The 17,640-nt window shown below is 72.0% G+C and carries 16 protein-coding genes; 6 read left to right on the top strand and 10 right to left on the bottom strand.

The features are described from left to right. Positions 1-7: 7 nt before the first annotated feature. The 3 genes from pheT to P4R38_RS04370 all read right to left on the bottom strand — a co-directional run bounded on the left by pheT (position 8) and on the right by P4R38_RS04370 (position 4,880). A complete protein-coding gene (gene pheT, locus P4R38_RS04380; RefSeq protein ID WP_277191194.1) occupies positions 8-2,527 on the bottom strand; it encodes a phenylalanine--tRNA ligase subunit beta in 2,520 nt (839 codons plus the stop codon). After that, positions 2,527-3,621 (bottom strand): phenylalanine--tRNA ligase subunit alpha, encoded by a 1,095-nt coding sequence (gene pheS, locus P4R38_RS04375; protein ID WP_275240234.1) that lies wholly within the window; start codon positions 3,619-3,621, stop codon positions 2,527-2,529. Before pheS ends, pheT begins: the two co-directional genes overlap by 1 nt. A 155-nt stretch (positions 3,622-3,776) precedes the next feature. Then, entirely contained in the window at positions 3,777-4,880 is a 1,104-nt protein-coding gene (locus tag P4R38_RS04370) for a sensor histidine kinase (RefSeq protein ID WP_277191193.1), read from the bottom strand. 98 nt (positions 4,881-4,978) lie between these two features. Here P4R38_RS04370 and P4R38_RS04365 point away from each other — a divergent pair, with 98 nt between their 5' ends. Beyond that, positions 4,979-6,988, top strand: a complete 2,010-nt coding sequence (locus P4R38_RS04365) for a molybdopterin-containing oxidoreductase family protein (protein ID WP_277191192.1) — start codon at positions 4,979-4,981, stop codon at positions 6,986-6,988. On the opposite strand, the gene P4R38_RS04360 is transcribed toward P4R38_RS04365, so the two are convergent. From P4R38_RS04360 to P4R38_RS04330, 7 genes are all read right to left on the bottom strand, one after another. Beyond that, positions 6,969-7,766 (bottom strand): TrmH family RNA methyltransferase, encoded by a 798-nt coding sequence (locus tag P4R38_RS04360; protein ID WP_277191191.1) that lies wholly within the window; start codon positions 7,764-7,766, stop codon positions 6,969-6,971. The genes P4R38_RS04365 and P4R38_RS04360 overlap by 20 nt on opposite strands. A 34-nt stretch (positions 7,767-7,800) precedes the next feature. Beyond that, on the bottom strand, positions 7,801-8,199 hold the full coding sequence (gene rplT / locus P4R38_RS04355; RefSeq protein ID WP_275240240.1) for a 50S ribosomal protein L20: 399 nt from the start codon (positions 8,197-8,199) through the stop codon (positions 7,801-7,803). A 75-nt stretch (positions 8,200-8,274) separates the two neighbouring features. Beyond that, complete coding sequence (gene rpmI / locus P4R38_RS04350; protein WP_275240241.1) at positions 8,275-8,469, bottom strand: 50S ribosomal protein L35; 195 nt, start codon at positions 8,467-8,469, stop codon at positions 8,275-8,277. Positions 8,470-8,595: 126 nt separating this feature from the next. Further along, on the bottom strand, positions 8,596-9,228 hold the full coding sequence (gene infC, locus P4R38_RS04345; protein ID WP_277191190.1) for a translation initiation factor IF-3: 633 nt from the start codon (positions 9,226-9,228) through the stop codon (positions 8,596-8,598). 239 nt (positions 9,229-9,467) lie between these two features. Continuing rightward, complete coding sequence (locus tag P4R38_RS04340; RefSeq protein WP_277191189.1) at positions 9,468-10,664, bottom strand: MFS transporter; 1,197 nt, start codon at positions 10,662-10,664, stop codon at positions 9,468-9,470. Between the two features lie 56 nt (positions 10,665-10,720). Continuing rightward, the gene (locus P4R38_RS04335) at positions 10,721-11,938 is read right to left on the bottom strand and encodes an acyltransferase family protein (protein ID WP_277191188.1); all 1,218 of its coding nucleotides are present in this window, start codon (positions 11,936-11,938) and stop codon (positions 10,721-10,723) included. After that, positions 11,938-13,890 (bottom strand): glycosyltransferase family 2 protein, encoded by a 1,953-nt coding sequence (locus P4R38_RS04330; RefSeq protein ID WP_277191187.1) that lies wholly within the window; start codon positions 13,888-13,890, stop codon positions 11,938-11,940. The genes P4R38_RS04335 and P4R38_RS04330 overlap by 1 nt, the downstream gene beginning before the upstream one ends. Positions 13,891-14,184: 294 nt before the next feature. On the opposite strand from P4R38_RS04330, the gene P4R38_RS04325 reads away from it, so the two are divergent. The 5 genes from P4R38_RS04325 to P4R38_RS04305 all read left to right on the top strand — a co-directional run bounded on the left by P4R38_RS04325 (position 14,185) and on the right by P4R38_RS04305 (position 17,632). After that, a complete protein-coding gene (locus P4R38_RS04325) occupies positions 14,185-14,640 on the top strand; it encodes a Fur family transcriptional regulator (protein ID WP_277191186.1) in 456 nt (151 codons plus the stop codon). Next, entirely contained in the window at positions 14,640-16,226 is a 1,587-nt protein-coding gene (locus tag P4R38_RS04320; protein ID WP_277191185.1) for a catalase, read from the top strand. The genes P4R38_RS04325 and P4R38_RS04320 overlap by 1 nt, the downstream gene beginning before the upstream one ends. A 239-nt stretch (positions 16,227-16,465) precedes the next feature. After that, positions 16,466-16,600, top strand: coding sequence for a hypothetical protein (locus tag P4R38_RS04315; RefSeq protein ID WP_275240254.1), 135 nt, complete (start codon positions 16,466-16,468; stop codon positions 16,598-16,600). A 5-nt stretch (positions 16,601-16,605) separates the two neighbouring features. After that, positions 16,606-17,253, top strand: coding sequence for an SDR family oxidoreductase (locus P4R38_RS04310; RefSeq protein WP_277191184.1), 648 nt, complete (start codon positions 16,606-16,608; stop codon positions 17,251-17,253). A 43-nt stretch (positions 17,254-17,296) separates the two neighbouring features. Then, positions 17,297-17,632 carry a DUF952 domain-containing protein gene (locus tag P4R38_RS04305; protein ID WP_277191183.1) on the top strand — a complete coding sequence of 112 codons (336 nt, stop codon included), beginning with the start codon at positions 17,297-17,299 and terminating at the stop codon, positions 17,630-17,632. Positions 17,633-17,640 lie beyond the last annotated feature (8 nt).

Here is a 17,640-nt window from a genome sequence, read left to right as displayed (position 1 = left end):
ACGATCGTCAGATGCGCTGGGTGGCGCCGGTGGCGGTGCCGGCTGCGGCGACGGCGGCGTCGCGCAGGTCGTTGACCTCCTCGGTCCGCAGGGTCCGCTCGGGTGCGCGGAACACCAGCCGGTAGGCCAGCGACCTGCTGCCCTCGCCGAGCTGGTCGCCCTCGTAGACGTCGAACAGGGTCACCGACTCCAGCAGGTCACCCGCACCGCGCCGCAGGGCCGCCTCCACGTCGGCGGCCCGGACGGCCGCGTCGACGACGAGGGCGACGTCGCTCTGGGCGGACGGGTAGTTGGACAGCCCGCTCGCCTGCGGGCTCGTCGAGGCGGCGATGAGCCGGTCGAGATCGAGCTCACCACCGACCGGACGCCCGGACAGCCCCAGCGCACTCACGACCTTCGGGTGCAGCTCGCCCGCAGACCCGAGGTAGGTGCCGTCGGCCAGCTCGACGCGCGCGCACCGGCCCGGGTGGAACGGCGCCTCCGCGCCGGTCGAGACCCTGATCTCGACCGCGAAGGCCTCGGCGAGCGCGTGCACGACGCCGACGGCATCGGCCCAGTCGGCGGCGCGGCCCGGCCCCCACCAGCCGGCGGGCTCGGCCTCGCCGACCATCGCCCACGCCAGGTGGCGGGGCTGGGCCGGCACGGCGGCGGCGATCTGCTCGACCGCCTCGGCACCGGGGTAGACACCGACGTCGTACGTCGGCGCCACACCTGCGGGGCCGCCGAGCACCAGACCGTGCTCGAACAGCGCGACGTCCTTGGTGCCGCGCGAGACGTTGCGGCGCGCGACCTCCAGGACGCTCGGGAGCACGGACGTCCGCAGCAGCGGCGCCTCGTCCGACAACGGGTTGGCGATGCGCAAGGTCGACCGGCGCGGGTCGTCCGCGGGGTATCCCAGCTGGTCGAACAACGCCTCACCGACGAACGGCGCGCTCCAGACCTGGGAGAACCCGCGGCCGGCCAGGAGGTTCGCGGCCAGGCGGCGCCCCTCCTGCTCCGTCGTCAGCCCGCGGCCACCGGGCGCGGCAGGCAGCACGGACGGGATCCGGTCGTAGCCGTCGATCCGGGCGACCTCCTCCGCGAGGTCGGGCCAGGTCGTGAGGTCGGGGCGCCAGGTGGGCGGAGTCACGGCGAACAGGTCGCCGGATCCGTCGATGCTGCAACCGATCTCGTCGAGGATCGCCGTGACCCGGTCGACGGCGTAGTCGACGCCGACCAGACGGCCGATCGCGGCCGGGTCGAGGTCGATCACGACAGGCTCGAGCGGCTCGGCGAGGTCGGTGACGGCGGCGTCCGCACGACCGCCGGCGAGCTCGACCAGCAGCTCGACGGCGAGCTGGGCGGCGGCGGCAGCCAGGTCGGTGTCGACGCCGCGCTCGAAGCGTCGGGACGCCTCGGTGGTGAGGCGGTGACGGCGCGCCGACCGGGCGATGGTCACCGGGTCGAACCGGGCCGCCTCCACGAGCACGGCGGTGGTGCCCTCGCCGAGCTCGCCGTCCTGGCCGCCCATCACACCGGCCAGACCGAGCGGCCGCTCGCCCCCGTCGGTGATGAGCAGGTCCTGCGGGTACAGGGTCCGACGGACGTCGTCCAGCGTCGTGAGCGTCTCCCCGGCGCGGGCACGGCGCACCACGATCGGCCCCGTCACGGTGTCCAGGTCGTACGCGTGCAGGGGCTGGCCGAGGGCGAGCATGACGTAGTTGGTGATGTCGACGGGCAGCGAGATCGGCCGCATCCCGGCCTCGGTCAGGCGCGTCGCCATCCAGTCGGGGGTCGTCGCGGCAGGGTCCAGGTCGCGGACGATCCGGGCGACGAAGCGGGTGCAGCCCGCACGCCCGCGCATCGGGGCCTCGTCACGCAGCTCGACCGGGAAGCCCGCGTCGTTGCCCGCCGGCGCCCGGTCGCGCAGCGCGACGACCGGGTCGACGAAGGAGGCTCCCGTCGAGTGGGCGTACTCCCGCGCGACACCGCGCATGCTGAAGCAGTAGCCGCGGTCCGGCGTCACGTTGATCTCGACCGTCTCGCGGTCGAGCCCGAGCAGCGGGACGGCGTCGTCACCGGGCGCCAGCTCGTGCGCGGGGAGCCGGTCGGCCAGGCGGATGATGCCGCCCGAGCCGTCGTCCGGCAGCCCGAGCTCGTCGGCGGCGCAGATCATCCCCGCCGACACGTGGCCGTACGTCTTGCGCGCGGAGATCGCGAAGCCGCCCGGCAGCACCGATCCGGGCAGAGCGACGACGACCAGGTCACCCTCCTGGAAGTTGTGCGCCCCGCACACGATGCCCTGCGGCTCACCGGTGCCGTTCGCGTCGCCGACGTCGACGGTGCACCAGCCGATCGTCTTGCCGTTCTTCTGCGGCTCCAGCTGCTGGGTGAGGACGCGGCCGACGACGAGCGGACCGGTCAGGTCGGCACCGTGCAGGCCCTCCTCCTCCAGCCCGACCTTCACCAGGGCGGCGGCGATGTCGGCACCGCGCGCCTGCTTCGGGATCTCGACGTACTCACGCAGCCAGTCGACGGGGACGCGCATCAGATCTCCATTCCGAACTGGGCGTTGAAGCGCACATCGCCCTCGATCATCTCCCGCATGTCGGACTGGCCGGTTCGGAACATCAGCGCCCGGTCCACGCCCATGCCGAAGGCGAAGCCGGTGTACTTCTCGGGGTCGACGTCGCAGGCGCGCAGGACGTTCTGGTTGACCATGCCGCAGCCGCCCCACTCGATCCAGCCGGTGCCGGAGCACGCGCGGCAGTCCGGGTCGGTCCCGCCGCAGACGAAGCAGCGCAGGTCCATCTCGGCCGACGGCTCGGTGAACGGGAAGTACGACGGGCGCAGCCGCGTCACGATGCCCTCACCGAACAGCTCGGTCGCCAGCCGGTCGAGGGTGCCCTTGAGGTCGGCCATGGTCAGGCCCTCGTCGACGGCCAGACCCTCGATCTGGTGGAACGCCGGCATGTGCGTGGCGTCCAGCTCGTCGGTACGGAACACCCGGCCGATGCACGCGATGTACAGCGGTGCGCCGCGCTCCAGCATCGAGCGGGCCTGCACGGGCGAGGTGTGCGTCCGCAGCACCAGGCCGTTCTCCGGCGGGTCGACGTAGAAGGTGTCCTGCATCTGGCGGGCCGGGTGGTCGGCGTCGAAGTTGAGGGCGTCGAAGGTGAACCACTCGGCCTCGACCTCGGGACCCTCGGCGACCTCCCAGCCGAGCCCGACCATGATGTCGGCGATCCGCTCGCCCATCAGCTCGATGGGGTGGCGGCGCCCGAGCGGCCGGCGACCCGGCAGCATCGTGACGTCCACGGCCTCCTCGACGAGGATCCGCTCGTCCCGCTCGCTCTCCAGCTCGGCCTGACGCTGCTTGAGCGCACCGCCGACGCGGCCGCGTGCCTGACCGACGCGCTTGCCGGCCTCGGCCTTGGCGGTCGGGGGCAGCGCGCCGATCTCGCGGTTGGCGAGCGCGAGCGGGCTGCGGTCACCCTGGTGCGCCGTACGGACCGTCTTGAGATCGTCCAGCGAGGTGGCGCCCGCGATGGCGCTCAGGGCGTCCTGGACGGCCTGGTCGATGGCGGCCGGGTCGAGCGCGCTCACCTCGACCGGGTCGTACTGGGTGTTCGGGCCAGACATGGGTCTCACTTCGCGCGTCGGTTCGGCTGGAGCGCCCGGGTCTCCCTCACGGGCGCGCCGCCGAGTCTATCGACGCGACCGGCGAGCACCCGACCGCTGTCCCTCCCGCGCCGGCCGCTCGGCCGAGAGCGGACCCCCGGGTCCGGGGCGGGCGCTCAGCGAAGCGACTCGGGCGGACCGGCCGGCAGCAGGACGCGGAAGGTGGCCCCGACCGGCACGTCCAGCACCTCCACGCGACCGCCGTGCGCCTGCACCAGGCCGCGCACGACATGCAGGCCGAGCCCGCTCCCGCCGCGCGTACTGCCCTGCCAGAACCGGCTGAACACCGCCTCCCGGTCCTCGGGCGGGATGCCGGGCCCCTGGTCGGCGACCAGCAGGATGACGTTCTCGGAGTCCTGGCCGATGCTCACCGTCACCGACCCGCCGCCGTGCCGGACGGCGTTCTCCAGCAGGTTGCTCAGGATCTGCACGATGCGGTCCTGGTCGCCCCACAGCTCCGGCGGCTCGGGGGCGCCGACGACCTCGAACCGGTCGGGGTCGTGACCGGCCGAGATCATCCGGCCGACCTGGTCCTCGACGAGCGCGGTGATGTCGATGGGCTGGTTGCGCAGCCGCAGGCGGCCGGCGTCGATGCGGGAGATGTCGAGCAGCTCGCCGACGAGGCGAGAAAGGCGTTGGGTGTCGGTCTCGATCGCCTGCAGCATCCACTGCTTCTGCTCGTCGGCCAGCTGACCCCATCGCTGCCGCAGCGTCCGGGAGAACCCTCTGACGGACGTCAGCGGTGAGCGCAGCTCGTGGGAGACCGTGCTGATCAGCGCGACGCTGTCGCGCTCGGCCCGCTCGCGTCCGCGGGTGCTGCGCATGGTCAGCACGACGTGCTCGACGGACCGGTCGGCGGCGCGCTGGAACCGGGAGGCCACCAGCAGGGACCGCCCGCCCTGCAGCCGCAGGTCCTGCTCCGGCGAACCGGTGCGGGTGGTCAGGCCACCCCAGGGGTCCTGCACCTGCCACCAGGAACGGCCCTGGTGGTCGCACAGCGGGAGGACACGGTCGACCTGCTCGCCGGTACGAGACCGCAGCGGGATGCCCGTCAGCTGCTCGGCCCGGCGGTTCGCGCCCAGCAGCGCGCCCGAGGCGTCCGCGACCACGACGCCCTCCGGGAGGTACTCCACGAGCGCCACCCAGTTCGCGGGGTCAGTGACGTCGCCGACGGGCTCGTCGTCGGGTCCGCCCCCGTACCGCTGTGGGTCGCTAGGCATGCCGGGCAGAATAGCCACGCACGCTGGGGGTGGAGATCTCACCCAACCTCGTCCCGGACCCTCGGCGGCGGCCGACGGCACCGCCGTAGCCTGATCGGGTGCCGACGACGGTCAAGACGATGTGCCCGATGAACTGCCACCCGACGTACTGCGGGATGGAGGTCGACGTCGAGGGCGACCGCGTCGTCGCCGTCCGTGGTGACCGGGACAACCCCGACAGCCGCGGTTTCCTGTGCATCCGCGGCCGCTCGACGATCGAGGTCCCGGACAACCCGCGCCGCGTCCTGCGGCCCCGGGTGCGGGACCGTCGCGAGCCGGACGCGTGGCGCGAGACGACCTGGGACGAGGCGCTGCAGCGCGTGGCCGACGCCATCGAGAGCGCCGGCGCGGACCGTACGGTCGTCAGCCGGGGCCACGGGAACAGCGCCAACGGCGCCGGCGGGCAGTACTCCCTGCGGTTCGCGAACCTGCTCGGCCTGCACCACTGGAACCCCGCGATCGTGTGCTGGGGCCTGGGCGGGTTCGGCCTGTGGCTGACCGGGACGACCGAGACCCACACGGTCGAGGACATGCGCGACCACTCCGACCTGATCGTGCTGTGGGGCGCCAACATCGCCAGCCAGCCGCTGACGGCGCCCGCGCTGGTCCGGGCCCGTCGCCGGGGCGCCCGGGTCGTCGCGATCGACGTCCGCCGCACCGAGGCGTTCGCCCAGGCCGACGACCGGATCGTCATCCGGCCCGGCACCGACACGGCCCTCGCGCTGGCGATGCTGCACGTCATCATCGGCGAGCGCCGCCACGACGCGGACTTCGTCGCCTCGCACACGGTGGGTTTCGAGGAGCTCGCCGAGCAGGTCGCCGGGTGCACGCCGTCCTGGGCGGCCGAGCAGACCGGCATCGACGCCGACGTGATCGTCGACCTGGCCCGTGCGTACGCCGGTGCGCAGGCGGCCATGGTGCTGATCGGCGGCAGCTCTATGCACAAGACCGGCAACGGCTGGCATGCCGCTCGCGCGATCTCCTGCCTCCCAGCGGTGACCGGCCACCTCGGACGGCCGGGCGCCGGCCTCGGGCCGCGCCACGCCGGGCAGGTCCACGGCATGGGTCTGAACCAGCTGAGCGACGGGACCGAGGTGCCGCCGGAGCGCATGATCAGCGAGATGAGCAGCATCCTGGCGGCGCTGGAGGAGGACCGCGTCGAGGTGCTGCTGCTGCTCGGCACGAACCTGCTCAGCTCCTTCGCCGACGCCGGCCGGGCCGCTGCCGCGCTGGAGCGGATGCCGATGGTCGTGGCGTTCGACCTGTTCGAGAACGAGACCATCCGCGAGTACGCCGACGTGCTGCTGCCCGGGACCTCGTGGGTGGAGGAGACCGGTTTCAAGGCCACCGGCAACCACCTGTACCTGATGGAGCAGGCCATCAGCCCGCGTGGCGACGCGCGCCCGGTCCGGGACGTCCTGGACGACCTGGCCCGGCGCCTCGGCGTCACCGACATGCTGCCCTGGGAGACGCCCGAGGCCGCCCTGGACGCCATCTTCGACCACGACGCGACCGGTCACACCACGGTCGCGCAGCTGCGAGCGGCCGGCGGTCACGTCCCCCTGCGGACCTCGCCCGTCGCCCATCCCACGCTCGAGCTGGACACCCCGTCCGGGCGGATCGAGCTGCGCTCCTCGCGAGCGGCGCAGCTCGGGCTGCCGGACCTCCCGGTCTACGAGCCGCCCCAGCCGGACTCGTACCCGCTGCGGTTCGTGCAGGGGCGCACCATCGGGCACTTCCACGCCTTCTACGACCACGGGCAGGCGCTGCCGACGCTGGCGCGCCGCGAGCCCGAGCCCCGCCTGTGGATCAACCCGGTCGACGCCGAGCGGCGCGACGTCAGCGACGGCGCTGGGATCCGGTTGAGCAACGGACGCGGTGCGATGGAGGCGGTGGCCACGGTCACCGACCGGACGCCTCCCGGCGTGGTCTGGATGCGGGACGGCTGGGCGGGGCTGAACACCCTCACCAGCGGGGACCGGGTGGTACCGGACGTCGCGGCCGAGCGCTTCCCCGCCGGTCAGGCGAGCTACGAGGCCCGGGTCGAGGTCACTCCCCTCGACGCATGACCTGCGCCGAGGCGTAGAGGCAGACGGTCGCGGCCATCGCGAGGTTGAGCGACTCGGCGTGCCCGTAGATGGGCACCCGCACGACCTCGTCGCACGCGTCCCGGACTGCGGGCTCCAGCCCCCACGCCTCGTTGCCCATCACCCAGGCGTGCGGCCTCCGTACGTCGGTGTCGGGCAGCAGCTGGTCGCCCGAGCCGTCGGCCGCGAGGGTCCGTAACCCGACCTGCCGACAGGCGTGCAGCAGCGTCTCGACCGACTCGCCGCGCACGACAGGGAGGTGCCACAGGGAACCGACGGTGGAGCGGACCACCTTGGGGTTGTAGATGTCGACGCTGGCGTCGCTGACCAGGACCGCGTCGGCGCCGACCGCGTCCGCGGCCCGGATGACCGTCCCCGCGTTGCCGGGGTCGCGGACGTTGGTGAGGACCACGACCAGGCGGGGGGCGCCCGCCAGCGCGGCGGCGAGGTCGACGTCGACCGGACGGCACACCGCGACCAGGCCCTGCGGCTGGCCGGTGTCGCCCATGGCGGCGATGACCTCGGGCGAGCACTCGTGCACCCGCACGTCGTGCTGGTGCGCCAGCGCCAGGATGTCGGTACGCCGGTCGCCCACCTGCGGGTCGACGTACAGGTCCACCACGGTCTCCGGGCGGAACGCGAGCACCTCGCGTACCGCCTGCGGGCCCTCGGCGACGAAGCGCCCGGCCCGTTCACGCGACGAACGCCGGCCCAACGCCCGTACGGACCGCACTCGCTCGGCGCGAGGATTGGTCAGCACGGGGTGGACCGGCGTTCGTGAAGGGTGCGGCAGCTCAGGCAGCCGTGGTCGGCTCGGTGTCCTTGGCGGACTCCTGCGACGGGACGTTGGCCTTGGCCAGCTCGACGAGCGTGGCGAACGCGGCAGCGTCGTTGACGGCGAGCTCGGCCAGCATGCGACGGTCGACCTCGACCTCGGCGGCCTTCAGACCCTGGATGAACCGGTTGTAGGTCATGCCGTTGGCGCGGCAGCCGGCGTTGATGCGCTGGATCCACAGGCGACGGAAGTCACCCTTGCGGGCGCGACGGTCGCGGTAGCTGTAGCCGAGGCTGTGGGTGACCTGCTCCTTGGCCTTGCGGTACAGGCGCGAGCGCTGGCCGCGGTAGCCGCTGGCCTGCTCGAGAACGGTCCGACGCTTCTTGTGGGCGTTGACTGCCCGCTTCACGCGTGCCACGTGAGTACTCCTTCAGTGCTGGGGTGGTCGAGTGGTGTCCTGCCGGCCGATCGGCTCATCAGCAGGACGACGGGCTTACTTGCCGAGAAGCTTCTTGATCTTCTTCGTGTCGGCCGGGGCGACGACGACGTCGTTGGCGAGGCGACGAGCCTGGCTCGAGGTGCGCTCCTGGAACTTGTGCACGTGGCGGGCACGCTCGCGCATGATCTTGCCCGACCCGGTGACCCGGAAACGCTTCTTCGCACCGCTGTGCGACTTCATCTTCGGCATGAGCCGATCTCCTTCGTGTGGTCGGCGCCTGGAGCGCGCCGATCGCGGGTGATGGCAGCCACGAGCGCACTCATGGCGAGTCTGGTGGCGGCCGGAGCCGCCGGTCGGGGCCGCAGCCCCGGGAGGTCACTCGGAGGCGACCGCTTCTGCGGCGTCGGTCTTGGACTCCGCCTCACGGCGACGGCGGTCCTCGGCTCGCGCCTCGGCCTTCTTCTTGGTCGGACCGAGCACCATGATCATGTTGCGGCCGTCCTGCTTGGGCGCGCTCTCCACGAAGCCCAGCTCGGCGACGTCCTCCGCAAGACGCTGCAGCAGCCGGAAGCCCAGCTCGGGGCGGGACTGCTCACGTCCGCGGAACATGATCGTCACCTTGACCTTGTCGCCCGCCTTGAGGAACCGCTCGACGTGGCCCTTCTTGGTGCCGTAGTCGTGCGGGTCGATCTTCGGACGGAGCTTGATCTCCTTGATGATCGTGTTGACCTGGTTCTTGCGCGACTCACGCGCCTTCATGGCGGCTTCGTACTTGAACTTGCCGTAGTCCATGAGCTTGGCGACCGGCGGCTTGGCCATCGGCGCCACTTCGACGAGGTCCAGGTCAGCCTCGGCAGCCAGTCGGAGCGCGTCCTCGACGCGAACAATGCCGACCTGCTCGCCGTTGGGTCCGACCAGCCGCACCTCGGGGACCCGGATGCGGTCGTTGATACGTGGCTCGACGCTGATGTCTGCTCCTTCGTTGTCTGTCACGGAGTCCGGAGACAAGGAAAGGCTCCTCGTCACCGGAGCGCACGAGGAGCCTTCGCGAAGGTCGAGGACGACACCCGTCAGATGACGAGTGTCCGGCCCGTCGAGACGACGGGCCCGTCCTCACCGTGACCCGGCGACATGTCTGTCGACGCGGGTGGAAGCTGGGCTTCTCTTGCACACTGGCTGCTCACGCAGACCAGTCGGTACGCACAACCGTACCGGACACCGTGGCATTCCCCGAAATCGAGCCGCGGTCAGGCGGCCAGGGCCAGGCGACGCCGCAGCCGGCTGCGCAGGCGGACGGTCCACAGGCCCGCGAGCGCGACGGCGAGCCCGATCACCGAGACGCTGACGAAGCCGCCCCCGAACCCGGCGCGGTCGATGAACACACCGCCGAGCGGCGCACCGATCGCCGAGCCGGCGGTCATGAACGAGCCGTGCCAGCCCATGGCCTCACCGCGAGCCGCCTGCGGCACGATCCGGCTCACCGCGTCGACCGTCGAGGTGACCGTCGGCGCACACAGCAGGCCGGCCACGAACGACAGGCCAGCGAGGGCCCACACGCTCGAGGCGAACGCCATCGGGACGGTCGTGGCGCTCAGCCCGGCGAGCAGCAGGAACGGCGGCAGCGGCCGGGACATCGCGCCGTACAGCAGCCCGCCGACGATGGAGCCCAGGCCCCACAGCAGCAGCACGAGGCCGAGCTGCGGGACGGCGTCCCACTCCTGCAGCGCGGCGACGACACCGACGTCACTACCAGTCAGGACGACCGTGGCGGCCGCGGCGGCCGCGCAGACCCCCAGGAAACCGGGTCCGAACCACGCCCGACGCGGCAGCGCGTCGGCGACAGCGTCGGCGAGGTCGCTCTCGGCGGAGCGCAGCGGCGGGTTCATCCACCACAGCACACCCGCGACGATCACGGAGATCATCTCGATGCCGAAGAGGACCCAGCGGGTCGGGACGAGGGTGGTCAGCCACACGCCCAGGAGCGGGCCGACCATGAAGGACAGCTCGACGACCACGCCGTCCAGCGACAGCACGGTGCGCCGGTCGCTCTCGGGCACGGCCACGATCAGGGCCTGCCGGATGATCGAGAACGTCGGCACGACGAACAGGCCGGCCACGGTGGCGAGACCGAGGAGCTCCCAGTACCCGACGAACGGTGCGACCGCCCAGCACGTGCCCGACACCAGCATCGAGGGCAGCACGACCCGGCGCAGCCCGATCCGGTCCAGCAGCCGGCCACGCCACGGGCCGCTCACCGCGATCGCGACGGTGGCCGCTCCCGACACCAGCCCGGCGTCGGTCCAGCTGCGCCCCAGGGAGCCGGTGACGTGCAGGGTCAGCAGGACGCCCGCACCCATGATCGGGATGCGCAGCAGGAAGGCGATGAGCAGGATGCGGCGGGTCTGGGCCACGGCGAGCACGCGCCGGTAGGGAGCGATGGACATGCGCCCCATTCTTCCATATCGAATATTTGCGCATCAAATTAGATACGACCCAACCGCTACACCCGCGCCGGCTCCCGGTCGGTGCGTCGAGGTACGGGGAGAGGCTCCGGCGCGTACGCCCGCTCGTAGCGACCGCGGAACGGCACCCGCGGCGCGAGCAGCTCGGTCAGCATCCCGAACGGTCGCTCCAGGGCCACGTGTGCGAACCACGACACCGGCAGGGCCACGAGAAGCAGGAGCACGAGCACCCGCAGCGCCGAGTCCTGCGGCGTGAGGATGCCGAGGTAGCCCATCGACAGCATCACGGCCTCGTGCCACAGGTACACGCTGAAGGAGATCGTGCCGATCCAGGCGAGCGAGCGGTTGCCCCACCAGCGGCGCCACCGTCCGGCCGCGCGCGAGTACAGGATCGAGGCGAGGAACAGCACGGACACCACACCGCTGGCCGCGCGGAACACGAGCATCGCGCCGACGCCGTGCTCGACGGCTCCGTGCTGCCAGACCACCATGGCCGCGAGCCCGGCCACCGCGCCGACGGCGAGCGCGGTGCCGGTCCGTGCGCCGCGCGGCGAGCCCAGCGCCCGTGGCCCCGCCGCCACGACCACCGCCAGCAGCATCCCCGCGCCCATCGCCGGCGCCTGGGCCAGCGGGTGGAACCACACCGGCCAGTCCCGTGCGGCGGCGCCGGACCGGTTCAGCGCCCAGTACTGATAGGCGACCCCGGCCGCGATCAGCAGCAGCCCGGGCAGGGTCAGGACGGCGACCCGGCCGGCGCGAGGCAACCGGCGGGCCAGCCCTCCCAGCGGGAGCCACAGCAGAGCCGCGAAGACGTAGACCAGCACCTGCGAGGTCAGGGACCACCCCGGACCCAGCGTCCAGAAGATGCGCTGCTGGTCGAAGACGTGGGTGAGTGTGAGGTGCTCGACCAGGTCGACCAGGTCACCGGGGAAGGCACGGGTCCGCGCCGCCCAGATGATCAGGACCGCCGTCCAGTACGCCGGCAGGACCCGGACGAGCCGCCGCGCCAGGAACCGCCCGGCCGTCTCGGTGCGGCCTCCGTCGACCAGCGCCCGGGCGTACGAGGCGAAGACGAGGAAGCCGGTGACGACGAAGAACCAGGACACCGACCAGGACAGGCCGAGCACCACCGCGTCGCTGACGCCCGTGCCACGGCCGGCCTGGCCGCCGGCGTACTGCCAGGCGTGGAACGCGAGCACGGTGAGGACGACGGCTCCTCGCATACCGTCCAGCGACGTGTCGCGCACCCGGGCCATCAGGACACCGCCCCGGCCGGAGCGCTCCGCCCGTCCAGCGCGGCCACGGCTGCGGCCGTCCGGGGTGTGACCACCCACTGCTCCTCGCCGACGACCTCCCGCAGGTGGGCCGTGCGGACGCCGGCGTTCTTGTACTCGGCGTAGAAGACAATGTTGAACAGCAGGTACTGCAGCCACCACAGCGGCCGCCGCTTGATCGACGGCTCGGCGAGCAGCCAGGCGACCGCGCCCTGCAGCAGCGACTCCGAGAGCGTCATCAAGAAGGTGAGCACGACCAGGGGCGCGAACCACTGGCGCGAGTGGTGGGTGTTGAGGAGCGCGACCGCGGCGAGCGCCAGAGGTTGCAGCGAGATCCACGGGACCACCTGCGTCCAGCCGAGCAGCACGAGGACACCGACCTTCTGCCGGACGGTGAGTCGAGCGCTGCGCAGCGCAGGTCGCATCCGGACGCGGCCGACCTGGTGCCAGCCCTGGGCCCAGCGCAGCCGCTGCCGCCACAGGGCGGAGAACGACGTGGGCGCGAGCTCGGTGGACACGAGGTAGGGGTCGCTGGCGATCCGCAGCCCGAGCGCGAGCCCGCGCATGGAGGCGTCGATGTCCTCGGTGAGCATGTCGCGGCGGAAGCGCATGGCTCGCAGCGCCGAGGCGCGCCAGTAGCCGTTGGAACCGCCGAAGATCCCGAACCCGTGCCAGCGGGCGCGGCCCGGGTGGGAGACGGCGTACATCGACTCGAACTCCACCGCCACCATCGCGGCCAGCCGGGACTCGTCCCCGTTGCGGACCACGCAGTGCCCCTGGACGACGTCGTAGTCGTTGCCGACCCAGCGCCAGGCCCGTTCGAACGCCCCGGGCCGCGGGTGGTGGTCGGCGTCGAACACGCCGACCACGTCGCCCGTGACGTGCGCGAGCGCGGCGTTGACGTTCTGCGCCTTGGACGTGCTGCCGTCGACCGCGAGCAGCAGCAGCCGCGGGTCCCGCCTGGCCACCTCCCGCAGCCGGGTCTCCACCGGGAGGGGCCGAGGGGTGTTGTAGGCGAGGATCACCTGCAGGTCGCCGGGGTGGTCCAGGCCGAGGAACCGCTGCACGGTCTCCTCGATCGTGTCGGCCTCGTTCGGCAGGTACGCCGCGATGATCGCGCTCGCCGCGGGGGCCGGTGTGCCGACGGGCGGCGGGGGCGGGTCGTGGTGCGGGAGTGCGCGGACGACCTCGGAGAAGGCCAGCCACGCCGTCAGCAGCCCGGCGCCGACCGCGATGAGGTACGCGACGCGGGTGACGTCGAGGCCGCCCAGGTAGAGCAGCTCGTAGACCACGAACGGAACGCCCAGCGCGAGCAGGTAGGAGCAGACGACCAGGCCGGGACCACGCAGCAGGAGCGGTGTGCGACGGGCCCGGTGGGCCGGGCCGCGCGACCCGGCTCCGGTCATCCGCGGTACGAGGTCCATGTGCCCCTGCGCCTGGAGCGCGGCGTCCAGGGCCTGGTCGAGCGCGCTGAATCCCGGCCGGGACGAGGCGTTGGAGGCGACCCCTGTGTGCGGCGAGAGGTAGAGCTGACCGTCCCCGCTGGGGAGCCCCGCCGCGGCGAGCCCGCGACTCGCCTCCTCGAGCCGGCGGGTGAGGTCCTCGGCGCTGCGGGCACGGTCGCCCGGCACGTGGACCAGCATCAGCTCGGGGTCCTGCCAGGCAAGGGTGACGTCGGCGTCCACGTCGCGCAGCAGCTCGGTGACGACCCGGTGGCGGATCGAGTCCCAGACCGGCTGCGGCAGCTCCTCGTGCAGCGTCGTCAGCTCGGGGACCCGGACGGCAGCGACCAGGGCCCGCGGGTCGGAGGCCGACCGGAGCAGCTGCTCGCCCAGCTGTTCCGGGGAGAGCTCGTCGCGTCGCCGTACGCCGGGGACGAGGCGGTGACCGGCACCGACGTCGAGGGCCGGCACGGGCTCGAGCAGATCCGTCAAGGTGTGTCTCCTGGTCGGCTCGGGACGGCCGGTGGTGACCCGCCGCTGGACGATTCCGGCCACGTTAACGGCCGTTCTTCCGGCCCGATCCGCGTCAGTGGCCGCCCGCGTCTGGGCTTCGCCCGGGTTTGTCCAAGCGGTCGTAAAGTTGGGCTGCGTCACGGGAGGAATGGCCAATTTCCCCGGTTTTCAGGGAGATTCAGATCACAGCCCGAATCTGCCGCCGGCGACGCCGTCCCCGGTCGACGGGTCAGTTTTCTTGACTCGTTCCAGACTGCGTGGTGGGGTGGAGACGTGGCCGACGACGACGTGACCGTGCTCCTGCGCCGGTCCTCGCTGCGCGTGACCGCGCCCCGGGTCGCCGTCCTGTCCGAGCTGCAGGGACGACCGCACTCCGACGTCGAGACGATCTCCGCCGCCGTACGCGCGCGGCTGGGGTCGGTCTCGACGCAGGCGGTCTACGACGTCCTGCGCGCCCTTGCCGACGCCGGGCTGGTCCGGCGGATCGAGCCGGCCGGTCATCCCGCCCGGTACGAGACCCGGGTCGCGGACAACCACCACCATGTCGTGTGCCGCCGGTGCGGCGCGGTCGATGACGTCGACTGCGCGATCGGGTCGGCACCATGCCTCGACGCCTCCTCCCCCCAGGGCTTCACCGTGGACGAGGCCGAGGTCATCTACTGGGGCTTGTGTCCCCGGTGCCAGGAGCGGTCCGACCAGGACGGACCGACACCCACGAAGGAGAGATGATGGCTGACAGCACCACCTCCAACCCCTCGATCGAGACAGCTCCCTCCCGCGAGGCCGAGCTCGGCTCGCACACGGAGACCGGTTCGCCTGCGCCCAGCGACCGCAACAGCCTCACCATCGGGCCGGACGGTCCGATCCTGCTGCACGACGTGCACTTCCTGAACCAGATGGCGCACTTCAACCGCGAGCGCGTGCCCGAGCGCAACGTGCACGCGAAGGGCTCCGGTGCCTTCGGTGTCTTCGAGACCACCGAGGACGTCAGCAAGTACACCAAGGCGGCGCTCTTCCAGAAGGGTGCACGCACCGAGATGCTCGCCCGGTTCTCGACCGTTGCCGGCGAGCAGGGCTCGCCCGACACCTGGCGGGACCCGCGCGGCTTCGCGCTGAAGTTCTACACGACCGAGGGCAACTACGACCTGGTCGGCAACAACACCCCGGTCTTCTTCGTGCGCGACACGATGAAGTTCCCGCACTTCATCCGCAGCCAGAAGCGGCGCGGCGGCTCGGGGCTGCGGGACAACCACATGCAGTGGGACTTCTGGAGCCTCAACCCCGAGTCGGCGCACCAGGTCACCTACCTGATGGGCGACCGCGGCATCCCGAAGACCTTCCGTCACATGAACGGCTACGGCTCCCACACGTACATGTGGATCAACGAGGCCGGCGAGAAGTTCTGGGTGAAGTACCACTTCCACAGCGACCAGGGCGTCGAGGGCCTGACCGGCGAGGAGGCCACCCGCATCGCCGGCGAGGACGCCGACCACCACCGGCGCGACCTGCACGACGCGATCGAGAAGGGCGACTTCCCGTCCTGGACGCTCTCGGTCCAGGTCATGCCCTACGAGGACGCGAAGACCTACCGGTTCAACCCGTTCGACCTGACCAAGATCTGGTCGCACGAGGACTACCCGCTGATCAAGGTCGGCACGATGACCCTGAATCGCAACCCGGAGAACTTCTTCGCCGAGATCGAGCAGGCGGCGTTCGAGCCGTCGGCGCTCGTGCCGGGCATCGGCTTCTCCCCCGACAAGATGCTGCTGGGGCGGGCGTTCGCGTACGCCGACACCCACCGCTACCGCATCGGGCCGAACTACCTTCAGCTGCCGGTGAACCGTCCCCGGGTGGAGGGGCTGAACACCTACACCCAGGACGGCCCCATGGCGTACGACCACCGCGCGGACGCGCCGGTCTACGCGCCGAACTCCGAGGGCCGCGGCTACGCCGACCAAGTGGGCGAGGCCGAGGAGTCGTGGGAGTCCGACGGCGTGATGGTGCGCCAGGCGTACACGCTGCGTCAGGACGACGACGACTTCGGCCAGGCGGGCACCCTGGTGCGTGAGGTCTGGAACGACCAGCAGCGCGAGGAGTTCGTCAGGACCGTCGCCGGGCACCTGCTCGGTGGCGTGAAGTCGCCGGTCCTGGAGCGGGCGTTCGACTACTGGAAGAACGTCGACGCCGAGACCGGCAAGAAGATCGAGGAGCTCGTCCGCGCCGACAGCGGCGGGGCCAACCCCGGTGGCGAGGCCGACGACGCCAAGGTCGTCGAGGAACCGATCGTCGAGACGGTGACCAACGCCCGCAGCTAGCGGGCCCCGCGAGGACGAAGGGGTACGCCGACCCGCCGGTCGGCGTACCCCTTCGCGGTGCCGGAGCGGCACACTGGCCGTGCGCGGCCGTGGGTGCGGCGCGGAAGGGTCGGCTCGAGGAGATTCTGCCGAGGCGGGGAATTAATCGGAGGGGGCCTCCGTTAGCACTGGTGACCCCCTGGCCATCCGTGCTGCTCGACCCTCATCCGGGCGAGCCGCGCCGCAGACGGGAGACCCTCATGGCTCGTTCCTCCGCCGTCGTCACCGCGACGACTCAGCACCTGCTCCGCCGCCGCCAGCGCTTCGTGCTCGGCGACCAGCCCACCGGCCGCCCGGTCGCGGCCCCGAAGCCCGCCGGCGCGCCGGTACGGTGAGCGGCATGGCACGCATCGCCCTCATCGGCGGCCACGGCAAGGTCGCCCTGCTCACCGCTCCCCTGCTGGTCGAGGCCGGCCACACGGTCGACGCGATCGTCCGCAACCCCGACCACGCCTCGGACGTGGAGGCCACCGGTGCCACCGCCGTCGTCGCCGACGTCGAGCAGCTCGACGAGGCCGGCACCGAGGACCTCCTGAACGGGTACGACACCGTCGTCTGGTCCGCCGGAGCGGGCGGCGGCGACCCCGAGCGCACGTACGCGGTCGACCGCGACGCCGCGATCCGCACGATGGACGCCGCCGCGAAGATCGGCGCACGCCGGTACGTGATGGTGTCCTACTTCGGCGCGGGCCCCGATCACGGTGTGCCGCAGGACAGCTCGTTCCACGCGTACGCCGACGCCAAGACGGCGGCCGACGCGCACCTGGAGTCGACCGACCTGGACTGGACGATCCTGCGTCCGAGCGGGCTGACCGACGACCCGGCGACCGGGGCGATCAGCGTCGGAGCCGACCAGGACGCCTCCCAGGTCTCACGCGCCGATGTCGCGGCGGCGATCGCGGCCGTGGTCGAGCGGCCCGAGTCGGCTCGGCACGTGTACGAGTTCAACCAGGGCTCCACCCCGGTCGCGCAGGCGTTCACGGCGTAGCCCACCTGCCACCGACATGGCCCCGGACCGTAGGTTCGGGGCCATGTCGCGTATCTACCACCTGGCCGAGCCGCAGGACTGGGACGCCGCCCGAGCCGCCGGCGCGTACGAGATCTCCACGCGCGGGCGCACGCTCGCCCAGGAGGGCTTCATCCACGCCTCCGAGGACACCCAGTGGCAGACGGTGCGCTCCCGTTTCTACGCCGACGTCGAAGGCCCGCTCCTGCTGCTGGAGATCGACACGGACCGGCTGACCGCTCCCCTGGTCCGGGAGCCGGCCGCGGAGGCCGGCGGCGAGCTGTTCCCGCACATCCACGGTCCGTTGAACACCGATGCCGTGGTCGCGGTCCACCCGCTGGAGCCCCCGCACGACGCGTAGGGCTGCCC

Source organism: Luteipulveratus flavus (genome assembly GCF_029439465.1).
GTDB classification, from domain to species: Bacteria; Actinomycetota; Actinomycetes; order Actinomycetales; family Dermatophilaceae; genus Luteipulveratus; species Luteipulveratus flavus.
Note: the sequence above shows the minus strand (reverse complement) of the source record. Positions and strands in the feature narration are given on the sequence as shown.

Excerpts from the sequence above, each read along its gene's own strand:
- pheT (WP_277191194.1), bottom strand. The coding sequence starts at position 2,527 with ATGCGCGTCCCCGTCGACTGGCTGCGTGAGTACGTCGAGATCCCGAAG.
- pheS (WP_275240234.1), bottom strand. The coding sequence starts at position 3,621 with ATGTCTGGCCCGAACACCCAGTACGACCCGGTCGAGGTGAGCGCGCTC.
- P4R38_RS04370 (WP_277191193.1), bottom strand. The coding sequence starts at position 4,880 with ATGCCTAGCGACCCACAGCGGTACGGGGGCGGACCCGACGACGAGCCC.
- rpmI (WP_275240241.1), bottom strand. The coding sequence starts at position 8,469 with ATGCCGAAGATGAAGTCGCACAGCGGTGCGAAGAAGCGTTTCCGGGTC.
- P4R38_RS04340 (WP_277191189.1), bottom strand. The coding sequence starts at position 10,664 with ATGTCCATCGCTCCCTACCGGCGCGTGCTCGCCGTGGCCCAGACCCGC.
- P4R38_RS04335 (WP_277191188.1), bottom strand. The coding sequence starts at position 11,938 with ATGGCCCGGGTGCGCGACACGTCGCTGGACGGTATGCGAGGAGCCGTC.
- P4R38_RS04320 (WP_277191185.1), top strand. The coding sequence starts at position 14,640 with ATGGCTGACAGCACCACCTCCAACCCCTCGATCGAGACAGCTCCCTCC.
- P4R38_RS04315 (WP_275240254.1), top strand. The coding sequence starts at position 16,466 with ATGGCTCGTTCCTCCGCCGTCGTCACCGCGACGACTCAGCACCTGCTC.
- P4R38_RS04310 (WP_277191184.1), top strand. The coding sequence starts at position 16,606 with ATGGCACGCATCGCCCTCATCGGCGGCCACGGCAAGGTCGCCCTGCTC.
- P4R38_RS04305 (WP_277191183.1), top strand. The coding sequence starts at position 17,297 with ATGTCGCGTATCTACCACCTGGCCGAGCCGCAGGACTGGGACGCCGCC.